Annotated in this window: 10 protein-coding genes and 1 pseudogene; 2 read left to right on the top strand and 9 right to left on the bottom strand. The window is 69.2% G+C overall.

Translation table 11 applies throughout. From position 1 onward, the window contains the following. Positions 1-290 precede the first annotated feature (290 nt). From AR3_RS08365 to AR3_RS08345, 6 genes and pseudogenes are all read right to left on the bottom strand, one after another. Complete coding sequence (locus AR3_RS08365; protein WP_227022985.1) at positions 291-2,117, bottom strand: DUF2075 domain-containing protein; 1,827 nt, start codon at positions 2,115-2,117, stop codon at positions 291-293. 157 nt (positions 2,118-2,274) lie between these two features. Next, complete coding sequence (locus tag AR3_RS08360; RefSeq protein WP_067911044.1) at positions 2,275-2,637, bottom strand: nucleotide pyrophosphohydrolase; 363 nt, start codon at positions 2,635-2,637, stop codon at positions 2,275-2,277. A 49-nt stretch (positions 2,638-2,686) separates the two neighbouring features. Next, positions 2,687-2,890: pseudogene (locus AR3_RS32060) on the bottom strand (hypothetical protein); the annotation flags it as partial. A 128-nt stretch (positions 2,891-3,018) separates the two neighbouring features. After that, on the bottom strand, positions 3,019-4,158 hold the full coding sequence (locus tag AR3_RS08355; protein WP_067911041.1) for a hypothetical protein: 1,140 nt from the start codon (positions 4,156-4,158) through the stop codon (positions 3,019-3,021). A gap of 585 nt (positions 4,159-4,743) precedes the next feature. Then, positions 4,744-5,886, bottom strand: a complete 1,143-nt coding sequence (locus tag AR3_RS08350; protein WP_067911037.1) for a hypothetical protein — start codon at positions 5,884-5,886, stop codon at positions 4,744-4,746. An 846-nt stretch (positions 5,887-6,732) separates the two neighbouring features. Then, positions 6,733-7,626 (bottom strand): hypothetical protein, encoded by an 894-nt coding sequence (locus AR3_RS08345; RefSeq protein ID WP_067911032.1) that lies wholly within the window; start codon positions 7,624-7,626, stop codon positions 6,733-6,735. Between the two features lie 2,914 nt (positions 7,627-10,540). On the opposite strand from AR3_RS08345, the gene AR3_RS08335 reads away from it, so the two are divergent. Continuing rightward, complete coding sequence (locus tag AR3_RS08335) at positions 10,541-10,753, top strand: helix-turn-helix domain-containing protein (RefSeq protein ID WP_067911029.1); 213 nt, start codon at positions 10,541-10,543, stop codon at positions 10,751-10,753. A 168-nt stretch (positions 10,754-10,921) separates the two neighbouring features. Here AR3_RS08335 and AR3_RS08330 read toward each other — a convergent pair whose 3' ends face one another. The 3 genes from AR3_RS08330 to AR3_RS08320 form a co-directional block, all read right to left on the bottom strand. Then, positions 10,922-12,157, bottom strand: coding sequence for a DUF2786 domain-containing protein (locus AR3_RS08330; RefSeq protein WP_067911026.1), 1,236 nt, complete (start codon positions 12,155-12,157; stop codon positions 10,922-10,924). Between the two features lie 88 nt (positions 12,158-12,245). Continuing rightward, positions 12,246-12,515: a hypothetical protein gene (locus AR3_RS08325; protein WP_067911022.1), complete on the bottom strand. Its 270-nt coding sequence runs from the start codon at positions 12,513-12,515 to the stop codon at positions 12,246-12,248. Positions 12,516-13,094: 579 nt separating this feature from the next. Further along, complete coding sequence (locus AR3_RS08320; protein WP_067911019.1) at positions 13,095-14,234, bottom strand: serine hydrolase domain-containing protein; 1,140 nt, start codon at positions 14,232-14,234, stop codon at positions 13,095-13,097. A 228-nt stretch (positions 14,235-14,462) separates the two neighbouring features. Between AR3_RS08320 and AR3_RS08315 the strand changes: the two genes are divergently transcribed. Next, on the top strand, positions 14,463-15,248 hold the full coding sequence (locus AR3_RS08315) for a siderophore-interacting protein (RefSeq protein WP_083951105.1): 786 nt from the start codon (positions 14,463-14,465) through the stop codon (positions 15,246-15,248). Positions 15,249-15,386: the final 138 nt, after the last annotated feature.

Below are 15,386 nucleotides of genomic sequence, written 5' to 3'. Positions count from 1 at the left end.
CCTCTGCCTCCCGGACGTCGAGCAACGGGCACTGCGCGGCCTGAAGTTCAACGAGGCCCTCTCCGAACAGCTCGCCTGCGCCACCCTCGCCGCCCGCCTCGCCGACTTCGACAGCGCTCTCACTGCTCTCAACGAACCGTGAGGTTCGTATCGTCGAGTTGACGAGCTGTCTTAGAACTGCCTGGGGCTACGACGTAGACGACCACCCGCGAATGCCGCAAGTCAACACGGCCACGGACGTTCTCCCTCAAAGGGATGTGCTCGTATTGGAGCACGGTCGCCTCGCCGGGTCACCCGACGAGGCGGGCGAGGAACTCCTGGGTCTCCCTGTCGACCGAGTAGAGGACGGTGCCCATCATCCCTCGGGTGAGCAGCACCTTATAAGTGTTGCGAATCAACCGGTCGGCCTGCGCATCGCTCACGTCGCGCTTCCTCAGAGCGGGATCTCGGCTTGCTTGGCGCACGGTGACCAGGCGACCGTCGCGGTAGACCAGGTCCGGCCCGAGGATGACGCCGTTCCAGTCGTATTCGAATCCCTGGGCCGTGTAGACGCAGCCAACCTGCTCGAACCCGCCGTCCAGCGTCGCCCACAGCGCACTCGGCGGAGCGGAGCCGACTGCGCGGTCGCCCCGAACGTTCCACGGCCGTGCCCAGTCGCCGATGACCACGTCCGGAACGAGCGTCCCGTTGCGGGGGTCGCTCCAGGGCCAGCAGAACCCGGCGGTCATCCGGGCGGATCGGCCGCTGTTCAGGTGGCCGCGCAGCATCGCCTCCATCTCGTGCGGCGAGTCGGCCATGATGACGGTGAAGTTGTCGTCCCCGTCCCAGCGCTCGGGAGTGCCGCCGTCGAGCCCGAGCAGCTTGAGCACCCACTCCTCGTACTTGCGGCTGCCGCCGCAGCGGAACTGTTCATCGAGGGAAATGTGCTGAACGTCCAGCCCCTTGCGCGCGGCATGCTCGCGGATCTGGCGGAGCGTGCCCATTTCACCCGGGCGGACGTTCTGGTGCTCGTCGAGCAGGAAGACCGGCACCCGGGCGGCGTCGATCAGCTCGTCCACCTGCGGACGGCCGGTACGTTGACTCGCCGGCGTGAAGCGGGTGGCGGAGACCTCGCGGATGCGGTGGGCCTCGTCGCAGATGAGGACGTCCAGCCCGTTCTTCTCGGCGGTCATGAAGTCGTTGAAGTACTTGAACATGGCCTTCATGCGCGACGAGCCCTTGGCGACATGGCGACGCATCGTCGTCGTGAACGAGCGCGATCCCGTGGCATGCAGGACCTCGTAGCCGCGGTGCGAGAGCTCACCTAGGAGCGCCACCGCGATGACGCTCTTGCCGCTGCCGGGGCCGCCTGTGATGACCACGACGCTCTTCGAATCCCCCTTGCGGGCCTTGTCGACCTTGTGCAGCACCATTTCGTACGCCAGGCGCTGCTCGGCGAGCAGGACGTACGCCTTCTGATGCTTGATCTCCGCGGCGGCGTGCTCGAGCAACTGCTTGGAGGGGCCCACCCGCTTGGACAGCAGCCGGTCGGCGGCCGCCGCACCCGGCTTCGGCGCGAAACGGTCGCGCAGATAGTCGATGAACGCGCCCCGCGTCGTACGCGTGAACAGCCGCGTGCGGTTGTCGTGCACCAAGTCGTACAGGTCGAGGACGTCGTCGCGAGCCGCGTTGTGAAGATAGGCGACCGCGTGCACGGCGTCGGGCCGGTCGGCCAAGGCGGGCAGGAAATCCAGGAGATAGTCGGAGTAGCCTTTGGCCTGCAGCGAAGGGTGCAACTGAGGGTCGCCCGGCTTGCACTCCACGAGCACCCTGCCCTCGTCCTGGCCCCACACCCGCGCGTGGCTCCACTGCTTGAGCTCGACGACGACGTACGCGTCTTCGCCGGTCCGCCGGTCGACTCCGGCGAGCACCACGTCGGCCCGCTTGCTCGTCAAAGGCAGCTGGTACTCGATGAGCATCTCGACCTCGTCCAGACCGGCCTCCACAAGGTCGTGGGCGAGGACGGGGAGGCTGCGGTCCCAGGAGCGCTTTTCGGCGGAGGAGGCGGAGACGGCGGCGCTCATCCTCAGGTGCTCGTCGAGGATCTCGCTCAGCTTGCCTTCGACCGGAGACAGCAAAGCTTTGGCGGTACGGCGGAAGGCCGTCAACGGACTTACCCCCAGGCAGCACGAAAACCTCGTGCGGTATGGGGGCATGTCCGCCGGCGGAGCCAGTCGGCGGAAGCCCGTCGGACCGCGACACTTCAGGCAGAAGGCTAGCGGCGGCCGCCGACATTCAAGAGCGGTCGAGCGGAGGAGCCTTGCGGGCCGATCCCCGGTAGGTGGCGGGATCGTAGCGGCGTTCGCTCTCGTCGAGTTTGGCGTGCGCCGCCCCGGCCAGGTCGACGCCGAGAACGTCGGCCAGCCGTGTCAGGTATATGAACACGTCGCCCAGCTCGGCCCGCACTCGCGCGGCCGCCTCGGCGTCGTTCATGATCGTTTTGGATTCCTCGGGCGTCAGCCACTGGAACTCGGCGACGAGCTCACCGACCTCCCCCGACAGCGCCATCGCCAGATTCTTGGGCGTGTGGAACTGCTCCCAGTCGCGTTCGGCGGCGAACCCGCGCAACCGTTCAGCCAGGTCGACGATCTCTCTCACGTCCCCAGGCTAGTGGCCCAGCAGTCGGAGGGACGGCCGGCTACGGGAGGGGACTGTGATGCGGGCGGCTGGAGCGGTCGTGCAATGCCGGCAGTAGGCGGCCCACCGTGCGGGGTGGTGTCGCCGAGGCCGCGAAGCGTTCGGCTGCTCGGCGCAGCGGTGGGCCGTCTGCCACGACACCCCGGTCAAGGTGCAGGCGTCCGGTCAGGGGCAACGGGCGTCCTGGTGGGACAGGAGGGCCACCTGCAGCCAGTGCAGATGTCGCAATCCGCACCGAAACCAGCCGACCCTCTTGTCGCCAAGAACCGCCCAAGGCGTGTCGCCTGTCACCAACATCCCCCGACAGCACACCTGTGCCTCCGGCTGCGGGTACTGAGCCGATCAGCGCGGGGCTGGGCCGTTCGCCCAGATTCCCCAGCCAGGCTCGCCAGTTTCACTGGCGTTGATGTAGCCGACCGCCCAGGCGAAGCGGGCGCGGGGGACGGCGGTCACGTCACTGACGGTCGCGCGCTGCCCATTCGGCTGCTCCAGCTGGGTCACGGTCCAGCGGCCGTCGCGGTAGTGCAGCAGCTCAGCCGGCTCGTCCGGCAGCGCCGGAATGACCCAAACGCCGCCGCGGCCGTCGGACGTCACATCCAAGAACCCGTACGGAAGGGGATGGGACGGCGGGACGATCCGCTGCCAGGCGCGGCCGTCGAAGTGCAGCATGAACGGCGCGTAGGTGCCGCTGTCTCCATCCTGGCGGTACTCCTCACCGACGATCCACACATCACGCGACGACTCGGCGTGGATTCCGGAGAACCGCACCCAGTGATCGTCTGTGTTCGGCGGTCCGGGGACGCTCACTTCGGTCCAGGTGCGGCCGTCCCACCGCGCCAGCAGATCGCCGTACAGGTGCACGGGGCTGCCTCCGATGGCCCAGATGTCGTCGGACGCCACGGCGCTGGCCTCCTGCAGATGGCCGACCGGCGTCTCGACCCGGCTCCACGTCCGGCCGTCGAAGTGCCAGGTGCCGATGCTCTCGCCGATATAGCCGTCGCCGAACAGCCACACGTCGCGGGGACCGAGCACCTCGGTGTCGGCTATGTAGGTCCCGCCGGGCCAGCGTCCGGCGACCTGCCATCTGCGCCCGTCCCAGCGGAGGGCGAAGGCTTCCCCACCGGCGGGGTCGCCGCCGCCGAAGGCCCAGACATTGCGAGAGCTGGATGCGTCCGCGGCCGAGATCCCCCTGTTCAGCCCGGACGGCAGCGCCACCGCCGTCCAAGACCGGCCGTTCCACCGGCGGGCCACCGGCTCGGGCCCGCGGTCGCTCGTAAAGGCCATGCCGAACGCCCAGGCGTCGCGCCGCCCGAGCGCGACCACATCAGTGAGCGCGACGTTCGGGTCCTCTGCGCCGAACGCGGCGAGACGCCAGTCTGTCGGACCGGTCGCGGCGCCGGCGGGAGCCGCCCCTACGGTGATCGCGACGGCCGCGATGCCGCCGAGCGCGGAAATACGGCTGATGAATTTTCCTAGCATCATGCTCGTCCTCGTTCTTCCGGAAGTTCTTGAGATGCGAGTGCAGTGCGTTGCCGCGGGACGCCTATCTAAGAGCCGCCTTACTTGAGGCCCGCACCGGTCGTCGGTCGTCCCGTATCGTCCGTTCGAACGTTCAACCCTTCGGCGTGCTCCGTGCTCTGCGGGCAGCGGCCCCCTCGATATGCGTGGCAGCTCAGAATGGGTGTCGTTCTCTTTAAGTCGACAGGTGCTGAGCTTTGCCGCCCGGCGAATCGCAGATGCCGTTCGCCCCTTTCCGTGCATGGACAGCCCAGGGTGTCGGATACCGCAGTACGCAGGGCGGAAGACGAGCATCCTCATGCGCGAGCCTCGCACGTCGCCACCCTCGCGAGGGGGAAGCAGGTCCGGTGGCGAGGGACGCGTCGACCTGTGCCTTGTGGCACGCCACCGGCCCTGTCTCCCTGCATGGCTGGATGCCGAGGCGGGATCGCGGAACCCCGTCGCTGACATGCCATGACCTGCTGGGGCTTCGCATTGCTCCCTCGACTGCTGGTTGGGACGCTCGGGCCAGCGGTTGCGGTGAGACGGTCAGCTTCTGGCAATCGGGGGTCACGGCTTGGGTTGGCGAGGCGATATGCCGTTGCTCCAAATCGTCCAATTCCATGTACCGGAGAGGACGGGCGTGCTGCCGACCGCCCATGCGGAGCGGCGGTGCGGCACGCCGGCGATGGCGCGCACGGTGCCGTTCGGCCCTCCCGGCAAGTCGACCTGACTCACGGCCCACTGGCCGTTGCGGTAGTGCAACAGTTCCGGCGTGTCGCCGATCGAAGGCAGGACCCATACGCCGCCTTCGCCGTCGGAGGCGACGTCGTAGACCCCGTACATGCGCGGCGCGGGCGGCGAGTCGATCTTTTGCCAGCCGTCGCCGTCGAAGTGCAGCAGGAGGAACCCGTAGGTGTCCTTGTCCCCGTCCCGCCGATACTCCCGGCCGAAGACCCACACCTCCCGTGAGGAAACGGCGTGGACCCCGTCGAAGAACACCATGTGGTCGCCCTCGTGAGGAAGCCCAGGGACGTCCACTTCCGTCCAAGTCCGACCATCCCACCGCGCCAATAGGTCATGGTCCCTTCCCTCGGGATGCCTTCCGACGGCCCAGATGTCGTCGGCCGCCACGGCGCTGGCCTCCTCCAGCCTTCCCACCGGTGTCGGCACTTCCGCCCACCGCCGGCCGTCATAGCGCCAGCTCTTGTGGTCCAGGTCGTTCGGATGGAAGCCGAACACCCACACGTCGCGGGGATCGAGAACCTCGGCGTCGGTCAGCCAGGTGTAGCTCGGCCAGTGATGGGCGACGCTCCAAGCTCTGCCGTCCCAGCGCAGCGCGTAGGCGTCGCCGAACGCCGGGTCACCGCCGCCGAAGGCCCAGACATTTCTGGGACTGGACGCGTCCGCGAACGAGATGCCCTTGCCCAGCCCGGTCGGCATCGTGACCGTTGTCCAGGACCGGCCGTTCCAGCGGACGGCGAGCGGGTCGGACCCGTGACTCGACTCGGTTTCGCCGAACGCCCAAGCGTTGCGTGGCCCGATCGCCACCACGTCCCGCAGATTGCTGTTGAAGGGCTCATCGCCGACTGCGGCGATCGGCCATACGTCCAGACCGGTGTCGGCGGCAGCGGGAGCCGTACCCGCGATGACCGCGAGGGCCGCGATTCCTCCGAGCGTGGAAAGTCGCCTGGTGATTGGGCCTGACAACATGCTGGTCCCCGTTGTTCTCGCAGTTTCCCGAGAGTGAGCGGGGATACGGCTGCTCGGGTTGCCATTGCACACGCCGCTATAGATGGGACGTGCGTTGGCGGTGAGCGGTTGACCGCACGCTTTCTTTCACCCGGTGATCAGCATGGTTCGTGTCCAAGGACGCTCTGAGGCTCAGCAGCAATCGGCCTTGACGGCTTGCCCGACGGCAGAGACCGCGGTCGCGAGTGCCGAGACGAAGCCATGCCGGACGCGACGGCGGCACAGCCCAGGCGCCATACCTGATCGTTTTGCCCGGCTGTTCGCCACTCTCATGCTGGCTGCCTCGGTCCACTCCGGCTTCCGTTGGCACCGTTCGTTGGACACGCCCGGCACTGGGGACGTCGCCGTGGCTCCGTGCAGTAAGCGCTTGACATGCGCGGTCAGCCCATGACGGATCGTCACCTGTCACGTGCTCAGAGCAGCTCGTTCGACTTGGTGTTTCGGGCGGACGAAGCCGCCCGAAACACAAGGCGTCGAGCAGCGCTTCCGGGGCGTCGTCTCCGATGAGGCGACGTCACACGACAGTGTCTCGGGAAGGGGACGGGCGTCTCCCACCCTTGGGCTGCTCAGCCCTTGCTTGTTCGGCGGCGAGGCGGCGTTCCAACTCGGTGGGCGATCTTCCCGATGACAGCTGGGGCTGAGGGCGTACGACGTCGTTTCGTTTGCCGCGCGAAGATCGCGCATACTTTCGATTCGCATCTTCGCTTGATGACGCTCGATCTTCTCAAGGGACACTTCCGACTCCGGAAGGGCGATGGTGGGATCAGGCACCAGATCAACGGTGTGCGGTCTTCTGGTGCGCCCGTGCTACTGCTGGGAAAGCTCTGCCGTGAGGGGAAGCCATTCACGTTTGAGGTTTTCCAGAAGTCGATCCCGAACCTCGGTCCGCACCTTCGCCCTGGTGAACACGCAGATCGGATCCAGGCAGTACTGGCACACAGCCTCGTGCTTCGACGGGTCCTTGCACATGACCACGGCAAGAACGCGAACCGGCCATATGAACTCGAAGATGGCGTCGGCTCCTAGCGCACCTCTGACAGCCAGGGGCAATGTCTCAAAGAGCGATCCGGTGGCGAGCCGGATCACCGTCTGCACCTCCTGTCGGCCGAGTCCGGGCGGTTGCCCTAGATGCTCGTCCACCACCTGCAGCACCAGTCTCTCCGCGGTCTCACGGGCACGGGCCAGGAGTACGTCGACCGCCTGCAGGCCGTGCCTGTACACCCGCCGAAGGCTTTCGAGCGCGTGCGCGGCCTGGGCGAGCAGTTCGCACCAAAAGTGCACGTCCACGGCCCAGCCTTGGAACATCTTCGTCCTGTCCGGGCCCAGTCGGTTTTCGATCTCGCGTAGGAGGCGTCCCCGCTCGGGATCGTCTTTGCGGCGGTCGAAGGGCCGTGTCACCTCCTGGGCACCTTCCAGTAGCGCCTTCTCCCGATGCAGCCATCCCACGATGTCGGCGAGCGCGCAGCCGACCGCGGCCTGCGCAACGGTCAGGCTTTTGGGCTTGTTCTGCCAATCCTTTTCCCGGTCGTCCGCGAATTCCCTCGCCCGCCGACCGGTCGGCTCCGCAGCGATGGTGAACGTCCCCTGCCAGCCGTGTTGTGCACCTCCGCATCCTGTGCACCTGCATCCAGGACGCGTCGCCTCAGCGCAGCGGCTGTTGTGGCCCATGTATTCCTCCACGAGAGCGAACAGAGAACGCATTATCCGAAGCGTGGAGGTGTGTGTGAATAGCTGGCTCTGCCAGGTAACGCTCGGCTGACCGAAAAGTGACAGTTCTCCATGAGGCGGTATGCCGACGTGCTGCTTTTCGGGGATATCGATGCTGAGGCAGGGGCGGTCCGAAATTGTGTGCAGTGGTCGTCGCTGGTCAGACCGAAAGCTCTCCGAGGTGCGTGAGCGGCATGGCTGTTGCGCTCGAAGAGGTGCGGGTTGCGAGTCAAGAAGAGATGTTTCTGTGAAGTCCTTGTATGTTAGGTGACAGCAGAAATTTATGCAATCAGAGAACCGGATCCCGGGAGGTGAACGGCTGGGACGGCGGCTCCTGCGTGCTACCGGTGGAGACTGCGCGCTAAGGGACGCAGTCAACGGAGGCGGGAGGCTGAGTGTGCTCCGCTTACCCGAGTTGAGAGAGCCATGGCGATGGTGCTAGGCGACTGAGCGCTGTTTCGAGGCGGGTTATCCGGTGGCGTAAAGCAGAAGCGTCAAGTGATCAGTGTGACTGACGTCAAGATGTGGTCCTCTCGTGTGGAGGAATTCAGGAACGGAGCGATTTCTCGATCTTTGATCCTTCTGAGGTGCTGCGGCCCCCGTTCAGTGGTCCGCAATCGCCTTTCGAGGCAGTGCCCGCTGAGGAGACCGCGGCTGCGCGTCTGTTCAACTTGCTCGGCGCCGTATGGTGATTCGCTCGCCGACCTGGACGCCCGCCCGCCATAGCGGAACTCTTGCAAGCGGCACGTTGTAGTGCTTCCCGGTCGGCTGCCACCGCGGCCGTCCGCTTCGGCCCGCGCGCACTCGCGCCGGCTTCACCACATTCATCGAGGCGGAGGTCGCGCGGTTGGTTGACGGACTCGCCTCAGTGGACGGCTGGCCCGCTACGAGGCCGATGCCGCGACGGCGGACCGCAGACGTGCGCGGGCCGCCGAGGCGAGGCGGCAGCGCGGGGCGTTGGCCTCTGTGAAGTTGAGCGCCATCGTGCAGTGGTGTCGTATGCCGTGCGCTGCCGCCGCTGGTGATTGACCACGAGGAGGCGGTCGATCTGAGCGGGAACGTGTCGTTCACCGCCGTCCCCGGCGACGCGGTCCTGCCCCTGTTGCACGGCGCGCTGCGCACGAACGACACCCGGCTGGTGGCCGCCGCCCTCGGCCGAGGGAGCCATACCGCTACGTGCGCCACACGGCCCGCGCGTCGGAAAGCGCCGGTCGTTCTGGCGAAACCTGAGGGGCATCGGAGTTGTTGGCGGGGTCCTGGGCCGGAGGGAATGCCATGGTGCTGGTGACCCCGCCACGCCTCTTGGCCTGCCAGTCCGGCATGGTCGGGGCGTCAGCGAGGAGGCCGCTGGCAGGCTGGCCTCCTCGCCTTGTCATGCGGGCCGTGGCCCTCTTGGGGCAGAAGCAGGTGATCTCGGGCTCGCTGTGGCGGTGTGCTTGGGATGTGTTGCTCGATGAGGTCAGTGGTGCTGTGGGGCTTGCCCTCGGGGCTTTCGGCGAGCAGAAACCGGGGCTTCTTTTTGGCCACCGAGACGCTGGTGGTCTCGCCTAAGAGGTCAACAGCGGTGCAGAAGGCGATGGTGGACTCATGGGGGAGGGCGGCGTGGGTGGCGTCGATGGCTTTGGGGACCGAATGTCCATAGACGGCGGCGCCGGCCGACATCGGCGATGTGGGCCGGCAGCGGGTCGTCTTGGTGCTTGACGCCGTGTCGTAGCCGCTTGCCCGGCCACAGCGTGGTTGGCGGTTGAACGTCGGCCGCCATCGCAAGCCCTGACGCTGTTTAGAGGAGGCTCTGGCCGTCCGGGCTGCTGTGACGGTCCACGAGAAGCCAGCAGCTCGAAGTGTTCGGACCCGGCGAGGAGCAACTCCGGTCTCTTCGTCCAGCAGGTGGAGGCGTAAGAGGTGTGCAAGCGGTAGCGCTCGTCCTTCTAGCGCCTCCATGCGTGGGTGGAGGTGTCGACGTGTCGCTCTTTCGCCGCCTTCTGCTTGGCGCAGCAGTGGGTTGGGAGAGGGCTGGAGCTTGGGGTGGTGGGTTGTGTGGCGGCGAGGGCTGATCGTTGTGGGCAGGGCGGACGGTCAAGCAGGGGTCGTGGGCGCCCATCTGCCTGAAAGTGCGGGGCGGACGGTTCAGAGCGGATGTGTGGCGGCAAGCGCTGCGCCGGAAGGATGCCCAGCTTGGGGTTCTTGGGCGGGGAGGTCGGACGCGTGGCCGCGGACACGAACCGGCTGAGTTCGTCGGGGTTCTACCGGGGCGCCCACGCACGTTGGTGGAGGTGTCGACGTGTCGCTCTTTGCCGCCTTCTGCTTGGCGCAGCGGGGTTGGGGGAGGGGCGGAGCTTGGGGTGGTGGGTTGTGTGGCGGCGGGCGCTGATCGTTGTGGGGAGGGTGGACGGTCAAGCAGGGGTCGTGTGCGTCCATCTGCCTGGAGGTGCGGGGCGGTGCTTCCAGTGAACGGTTCAGGGCGGATGCGTGGCGGTGGGCGCTGACGAGGGATGCCGTCGGACGGCCCGCGGTGCGCCCCTGCCGGGGGGCGGTTCCGACGGGCGGTGACCGGCGGACGGGGTCTGTGTGGCGTTGGTTCGGGGTGTTTCGGGAGTGCTTGAGCGCTTCATGTCGTTCAGGACGTACATGAGGTGGGGGAGCGGCGTCCGCCGGGGTGGACGGAGGCGCCGGAGGGGCGGGGCGGAGCGAGGCCGGCCCCCAGGTCGTGGCGATCGTCACCGGGGCAGCGGTTGCGGCTCGGCGATCGCCATGGAAAAGTCCACCATCAGTCGTTCATGTGACGATTCGTGCGGCATTGGCGGCCTGTTTGCGGGGAATGTGTAGGTTGGGTAGATCAACAGCGCGCTGAACTGCGGGGGGACGTCCCGCCGAGCAGCCGACAAGCACGTCGATACTGGAGGTACCCGTGGCCCGCACCTTGGCGAGGGGAACCCGAGTGACCGGTGCCGAGCGCACCAAGCTCGCGGCGGAGCTCGCCCCTCGATACGCGTCCGGTGAGAGCATTCGCGACCTGGCCGCCGAGACCGGCCGGTCGTACGGATTCATCTACAACATCCTCAAGGAGGCCGGTGTCCCGCTGCGCGGCCGCGGCGGCAACACCCGGCGCAGGAAGGGCTGACCGTCCGCCGGTCACGGCGCCCGGTCACCGGGGCCGGTGCCGCGCACGCGGCTCACCGGCGGGCGGCGGGCGTTCGCGAGCGGACCGGTTCCGCGATGGCGCCGACGCCGGGGCGTCGCGGCGGCGGAGCGTGCGCGGGTGTCGCCGCGGCGGGCGGTTCGGCGTCCGTCAGGGGGTCCGGCCGGCGATCTCGGAGCGGGAGTCCAGGCTCGCCAGGTCGGCGGCGGCGCGGCCGGCCACCCACCCCGCGTAGTCGGACACCGCGCGGGCGCGGCCTCTGACGAGGTCGGGGAACAGCTCGTCGACCGCTCGGTCGACGGCTCGGTCTCGTGCGGCCAATGCGGGGAGCAGCCGGCCCCGCGCCGGCGCCGCGCCTGCTGCCGCGCTGTCGCGGGCGGCATGCTCGGCGACGTGGAGGGCGCGGTCGGCGGCCTCCCGCAGCCGTTCGCCGATGCGGGCGGCGTAGGCGTTGAGGAAGGCGTGCCGGAACGACCGTGTACGGGATCGGCCGTCGGCGTCCCGCTGCGCCCCGGCCCGCGCCATCGCCGCGGACGTCTGCACCAGCAGGGAGGTGAACAGCATCTCCACGGCGGCCAGGTCCGCCGGGAAGCCGAGCACGGTGGAGAAGCCCAGCTCGCGATGCCACACGGCGCGGCACCGGTCGGCCTCGGCGACCACCGTCAGCAGCGCGGCCTTCGGCGACTCGTACGGGGCGTCGACGGCCAGACGCCGGCCTGCGGGGGCGGAGGCCGCGCCCGTGTCGTCGGCAGCCAGCAGCGCGTGGTCGATGCTGTGACGGGCCATCAGCTCCTGCGCGCGGGCGCTGAGCGCCTCGGCCTCCTCGGGGAATTCGGTCGATTCCGCCTTGGCCAGGAGCGCCCGGACCTTGGCGAGGATCCGCTCGTCGACCGGGGCGGCGGTCGCGCGCGCCGGTTCCCCGGGCAGCGGGCCGAGCCTGGGCAGCCGGGGCAGGGTGGCGAGCAGGTGCAGGACCTCGAGGGCGCAGACCAGCAGGGCGGCCCGGTCGACGCGTTCGCGTCGGCACCAGGCGCTCGGCAGCTCGTCGTCGCGCGTCCACCAGACTCGCGCGCCGAGCGCCGACAGCTGGGCGCGCCACAGGGCGTCCACCGTCGCCGCCGGGTAGGCGCGTGACTCGGCCGCGATCACGTCCACGACCAGACGCCGGTGCCGGGCGCCGTGGCTGCGGCCGGTGTGGCGCGCCACGTCGGCGGGCTGCCAGCCGCGGTGCCAGGCGGCGGTGACCCCTTCCTGCAAGCGAGTCGTCAGCAGCCGGTCGACGAGGTGTTCCCGGCGGGCGGCGAGTTCGGCGGCGCAGGCGCGGAACGCCGGCCCGTCGGTGCGCGACAGCGCCCGCAGGGCCTGCGTCACCAGCGCCTCCACCATCGGTCGTCCCCCGTTGCGAAAGACCGGAGAGCATCCTGCCAGGCGGCGACCGCCGCGACCGCGGGGACGCGCCGTGGCCGGCGGCGGCTCAGGCGCCGTCCTCGCCGCGCAGTTCCTCGAAGACGACGCTCTGGTAGGCGCGAGAGGTGTCCGGGACGTACGTCAGGCGGGCCAGGGCATTGCCGTCCTGATCTCGGATCTCGAAGTGGTAGCCCTCGTCGGCGGGCTGGCCCACCTGGGCGACCGCCTGGTCGTGACGCAGTCGGCACATGGTGTCGACTTTCTCCAGGGCGACCTCGAGGCTGCCGGCGTCGGTGATCAGCCGGGCGGGCTCGCTCGTCTCCCAGATCTCGAACATGGTCGCGTTCCTGTCGGCGGTCGGGGGATGCAGGTGCGTGGACCATAACCGGTCTGCGGGATAGCTTGCGCCGGTTCGCTGAAACTTTCAATCGGCGAACGTCTCGGATTGATCACTTCTCGGGGCGGTGCGCGTTCACAGCGTTATTCGCCTTCGGACGACCGGGCCGGCCGCATGTCCCCGTTGGCCTCGGTGAACGGCGTTCCGAAGCGGACCAATGCGCCTCCGCGGGGCGTTGCGGCCGACTCGGACGGCAATCCGGCGTGGTTCGCGAGAACCCGCACGTCGACCGGTGTTCCCTCCGTGCCGGGCCGACCGGACGCGGCCAAAGGCATGGGAGATTCGCCACACCGGGCGACGCGCACCGGGGCCTTTGCTGCGCGCTGCACGGCGTGAGCATTCCGCATTGTTAGCCATTTCCTGTAAACCTCGGAAGTCGCTTGTGCGTCGGCACATTGCCGGGCGGGGATTGGGGCGGTGCGCGGCCGCCGATCGGTGGGCGTCGGCGGCGGCTGCCGGAGCGGCGTGCTTCTTTGGCGGACGCTCGCCCGAAAGGCTGGCCGAACGGCTGCCCGAGCGTCAGAGGCAGGAGTACAGGGCGTCGATGAGAGCGCGGTTGCGGGGGTTCTGCCAGCCCATGCTCATCTGGTTCGTCACGTACCCGAAGCCCACCTCGGCGTCCGGGTCGCAGAAGCCCAGCGAGCCCGCCGCGCCGAAATGTCCGAACGACCTCGGGTTGGGGCCGAGCGGCCGCTCGGGCTGGGTGAGCTGGAAGCCGAGGCCGAAGCGCGACGGACGCAGCAGCACCAGGTCGTCCCCGGACGCCTGCTCGGCGGTGACGGCGGCCAGCGTGCCGGCGTCGACGACGCGCACTCCGTCGAGCGCGCCGCCCGCCGCCAGCGCCGTGTAGACGCGGGCGACGCCGCGCGCCGTGGCGTGCGCGTTCGTGGACGGCAGCTCGGCCGCGCGCCAGGCGGCCGTGTTGACCGCGCCGAGGCCGGACAGCCCGCCGGGGTTGAAGTAGGCGTTGTGCCGCATCAGCGCGGCGTCGTCCAGGTCGGACGACCGGTCGTCCTCGGGCGGGTCGCCCGGCCAGTGGAAGTCGGCGACGCGGCGGTGCTCGGCGGCGGGCAGGCCGATGTGCACGTCCGCGCCGAGCGGTCCGGCGATCTTCTCGCGGAGCAGGGCGCCGATCGTCCGCCCGGTGGCGCGGCGGACCACCTCGCCGAGCAGGAAGCCGAAGGTGTTGACGTGGTAGCCGTGCGCGGTGCCGGGCGGCCACCAGGGCTCCTGCTCCGCCAGCGCCGCGGTCATGGCGTCCCAGTCGAGCATGGCGCCCGGCGGCATCCGGCGGCGCAGCGCGGGCAGACCGGCCCGGTGGCTGAGCACGTGCCGCACCGTCGCCTCCCGCGCCGTGAAGCCCGGCCAGTGGCGGACGACCGGGTCGTCCGGGTCGAGCCGCCCCTCCTCGAAGAGCCGGGCCGCGACCAGCGCGGACAGCCCCTTGCCGACGGAGAACACGTTGACCAGCGTGTCCGGTCCCCAGCGGCGGCCGCCGCGGGCCGTCCCGCCCCACAGGTCGGCGACCGTGCGGCCGCCGACGGTCACGCACACCGCGGCGCCGAGCTCGCCGCGCCGCGCGAAGTTCTCGGCGAACGCCTCGCGCACCGCCGCGAACCGCGGATCGCACGTCCCGCCGATCATGGTTTCCGCCTTCATTCGAACGAGATTCTAGAGCGGTGCCGGGCGGGGTGCGCGGCGAACCGGTGACCGCGTCCGGCGGCGGCCGGGCGCATGCGGTGCCGGTGCCGCCCGCGCTGGTCGAGGCGTCGTGCGGCGATCTCGGGGATGGCCGGAATCGGACGTCTTGCGGGGTCGTCTGCTGCCGTGGGCCCATGTGGCGATGTATCGTGAGTTGCAATGAGATATATCGCGTTTGGAGGTCTCGTGACCGTTGACGCGGAGTCGGCGGGAGCCGCGGCCCCGGGCCGGCGCGGGCTCCGGGACAAGGTGCTGAATCTGGTGTTCGTGCGCGGCCGCGTCGTGGATGTGCGGCAGGCGGCCCGGCGCATGCGCCTGGTGCGCGTCACGGACGTGCCCGGTCTCGACTGGACGCCCGGGCAGCACGTGCGGGTGAACGTCTCCGACCCCTTCACGGCGCGTGCCTGGCTGCGGGGCATGGCCGACGTCCTGCGCAGCTACTCGGTCTGGAACTACGACGCCGCGACCGGGGTGCTGGAGTTGTGCGTCATGGACCACGACGGGGACGGGCCGGGTGCGCGGTGGGCGCGAACGGTCCGTCCCGGCCAGGAGGTGGCCTTCACCAAGCCCCAAGGCCGGTTCACCGTGCGGGACGACGCGCCCTACCACTTGTTCGCGGGGGAGGAGACGGCGTCGGTGGCGTTCGGTGCGATGCTGCGCGCCCTCCCCGCCGGCGCCGATGTGCACGGCGTGGTGGAGGTGGCGGGCCCTGAGGACCGACTTCGGCTCCCCCTGGGGGAGAAGCTGACTTGGCGTTATCGCGGCGACGCCCCGGCGGCGTCGTCCTCGTCATTGGTCGCGGCGGTGCGGGCGTTGCGGCTGCCGGACGGGCCGCCCGGCGTCGCCTACGTGGCGGGCGAGGCGCGCACCGTCCACGCCGTCCGCGCCCACCTCGTGCGCGAACGGGGGTGGCCGCGTAGATCGGTGCTGGTCAAGCCGTTCTGGACGCCCGGCAAGCGGGGTATGGACTGAACCCGTGAGACGCGTCACCATGACGGCGGAGGAGCGTGAGGCTTTCAGTGGAAGGTGTGACCGATGAGGGATGTGTCACATCTTCCGGGGCTCCGTCGGAGCGCGCTTTCGGTGCAGGTCAGGAGGGGAAGGCGGGGT

Origin of the sequence: Actinomadura rubrobrunea NBRC 15275 (genome assembly GCF_001552235.1) — a bacterium.
In the GTDB taxonomy this organism is placed as follows: Bacteria; Actinomycetota; Actinomycetes; order Streptosporangiales; family Streptosporangiaceae; genus Spirillospora; species Spirillospora viridilutea.
This window is presented reverse-complemented; position numbering and strand designations above follow the sequence as displayed.

Bases quoted from the DNA above. Each gene is read 5' to 3' on its own strand.
- AR3_RS08355 (WP_067911041.1), bottom strand. From the start codon at position 4,158: ATGATGCTAGGAAAATTCATCAGCCGTATTTCCGCGCTCGGCGGCATC.
- AR3_RS08350 (WP_067911037.1), bottom strand. From the start codon at position 5,886: ATGTTGTCAGGCCCAATCACCAGGCGACTTTCCACGCTCGGAGGAATC.
- AR3_RS08345 (WP_067911032.1), bottom strand. From the start codon at position 7,626: ATGCGTTCTCTGTTCGCTCTCGTGGAGGAATACATGGGCCACAACAGC.
- AR3_RS08330 (WP_067911026.1), bottom strand. From the start codon at position 12,157: ATGGTGGAGGCGCTGGTGACGCAGGCCCTGCGGGCGCTGTCGCGCACC.
- AR3_RS08325 (WP_067911022.1), bottom strand. From the start codon at position 12,515: ATGTTCGAGATCTGGGAGACGAGCGAGCCCGCCCGGCTGATCACCGAC.
- AR3_RS08320 (WP_067911019.1), bottom strand. From the start codon at position 14,234: ATGAAGGCGGAAACCATGATCGGCGGGACGTGCGATCCGCGGTTCGCG.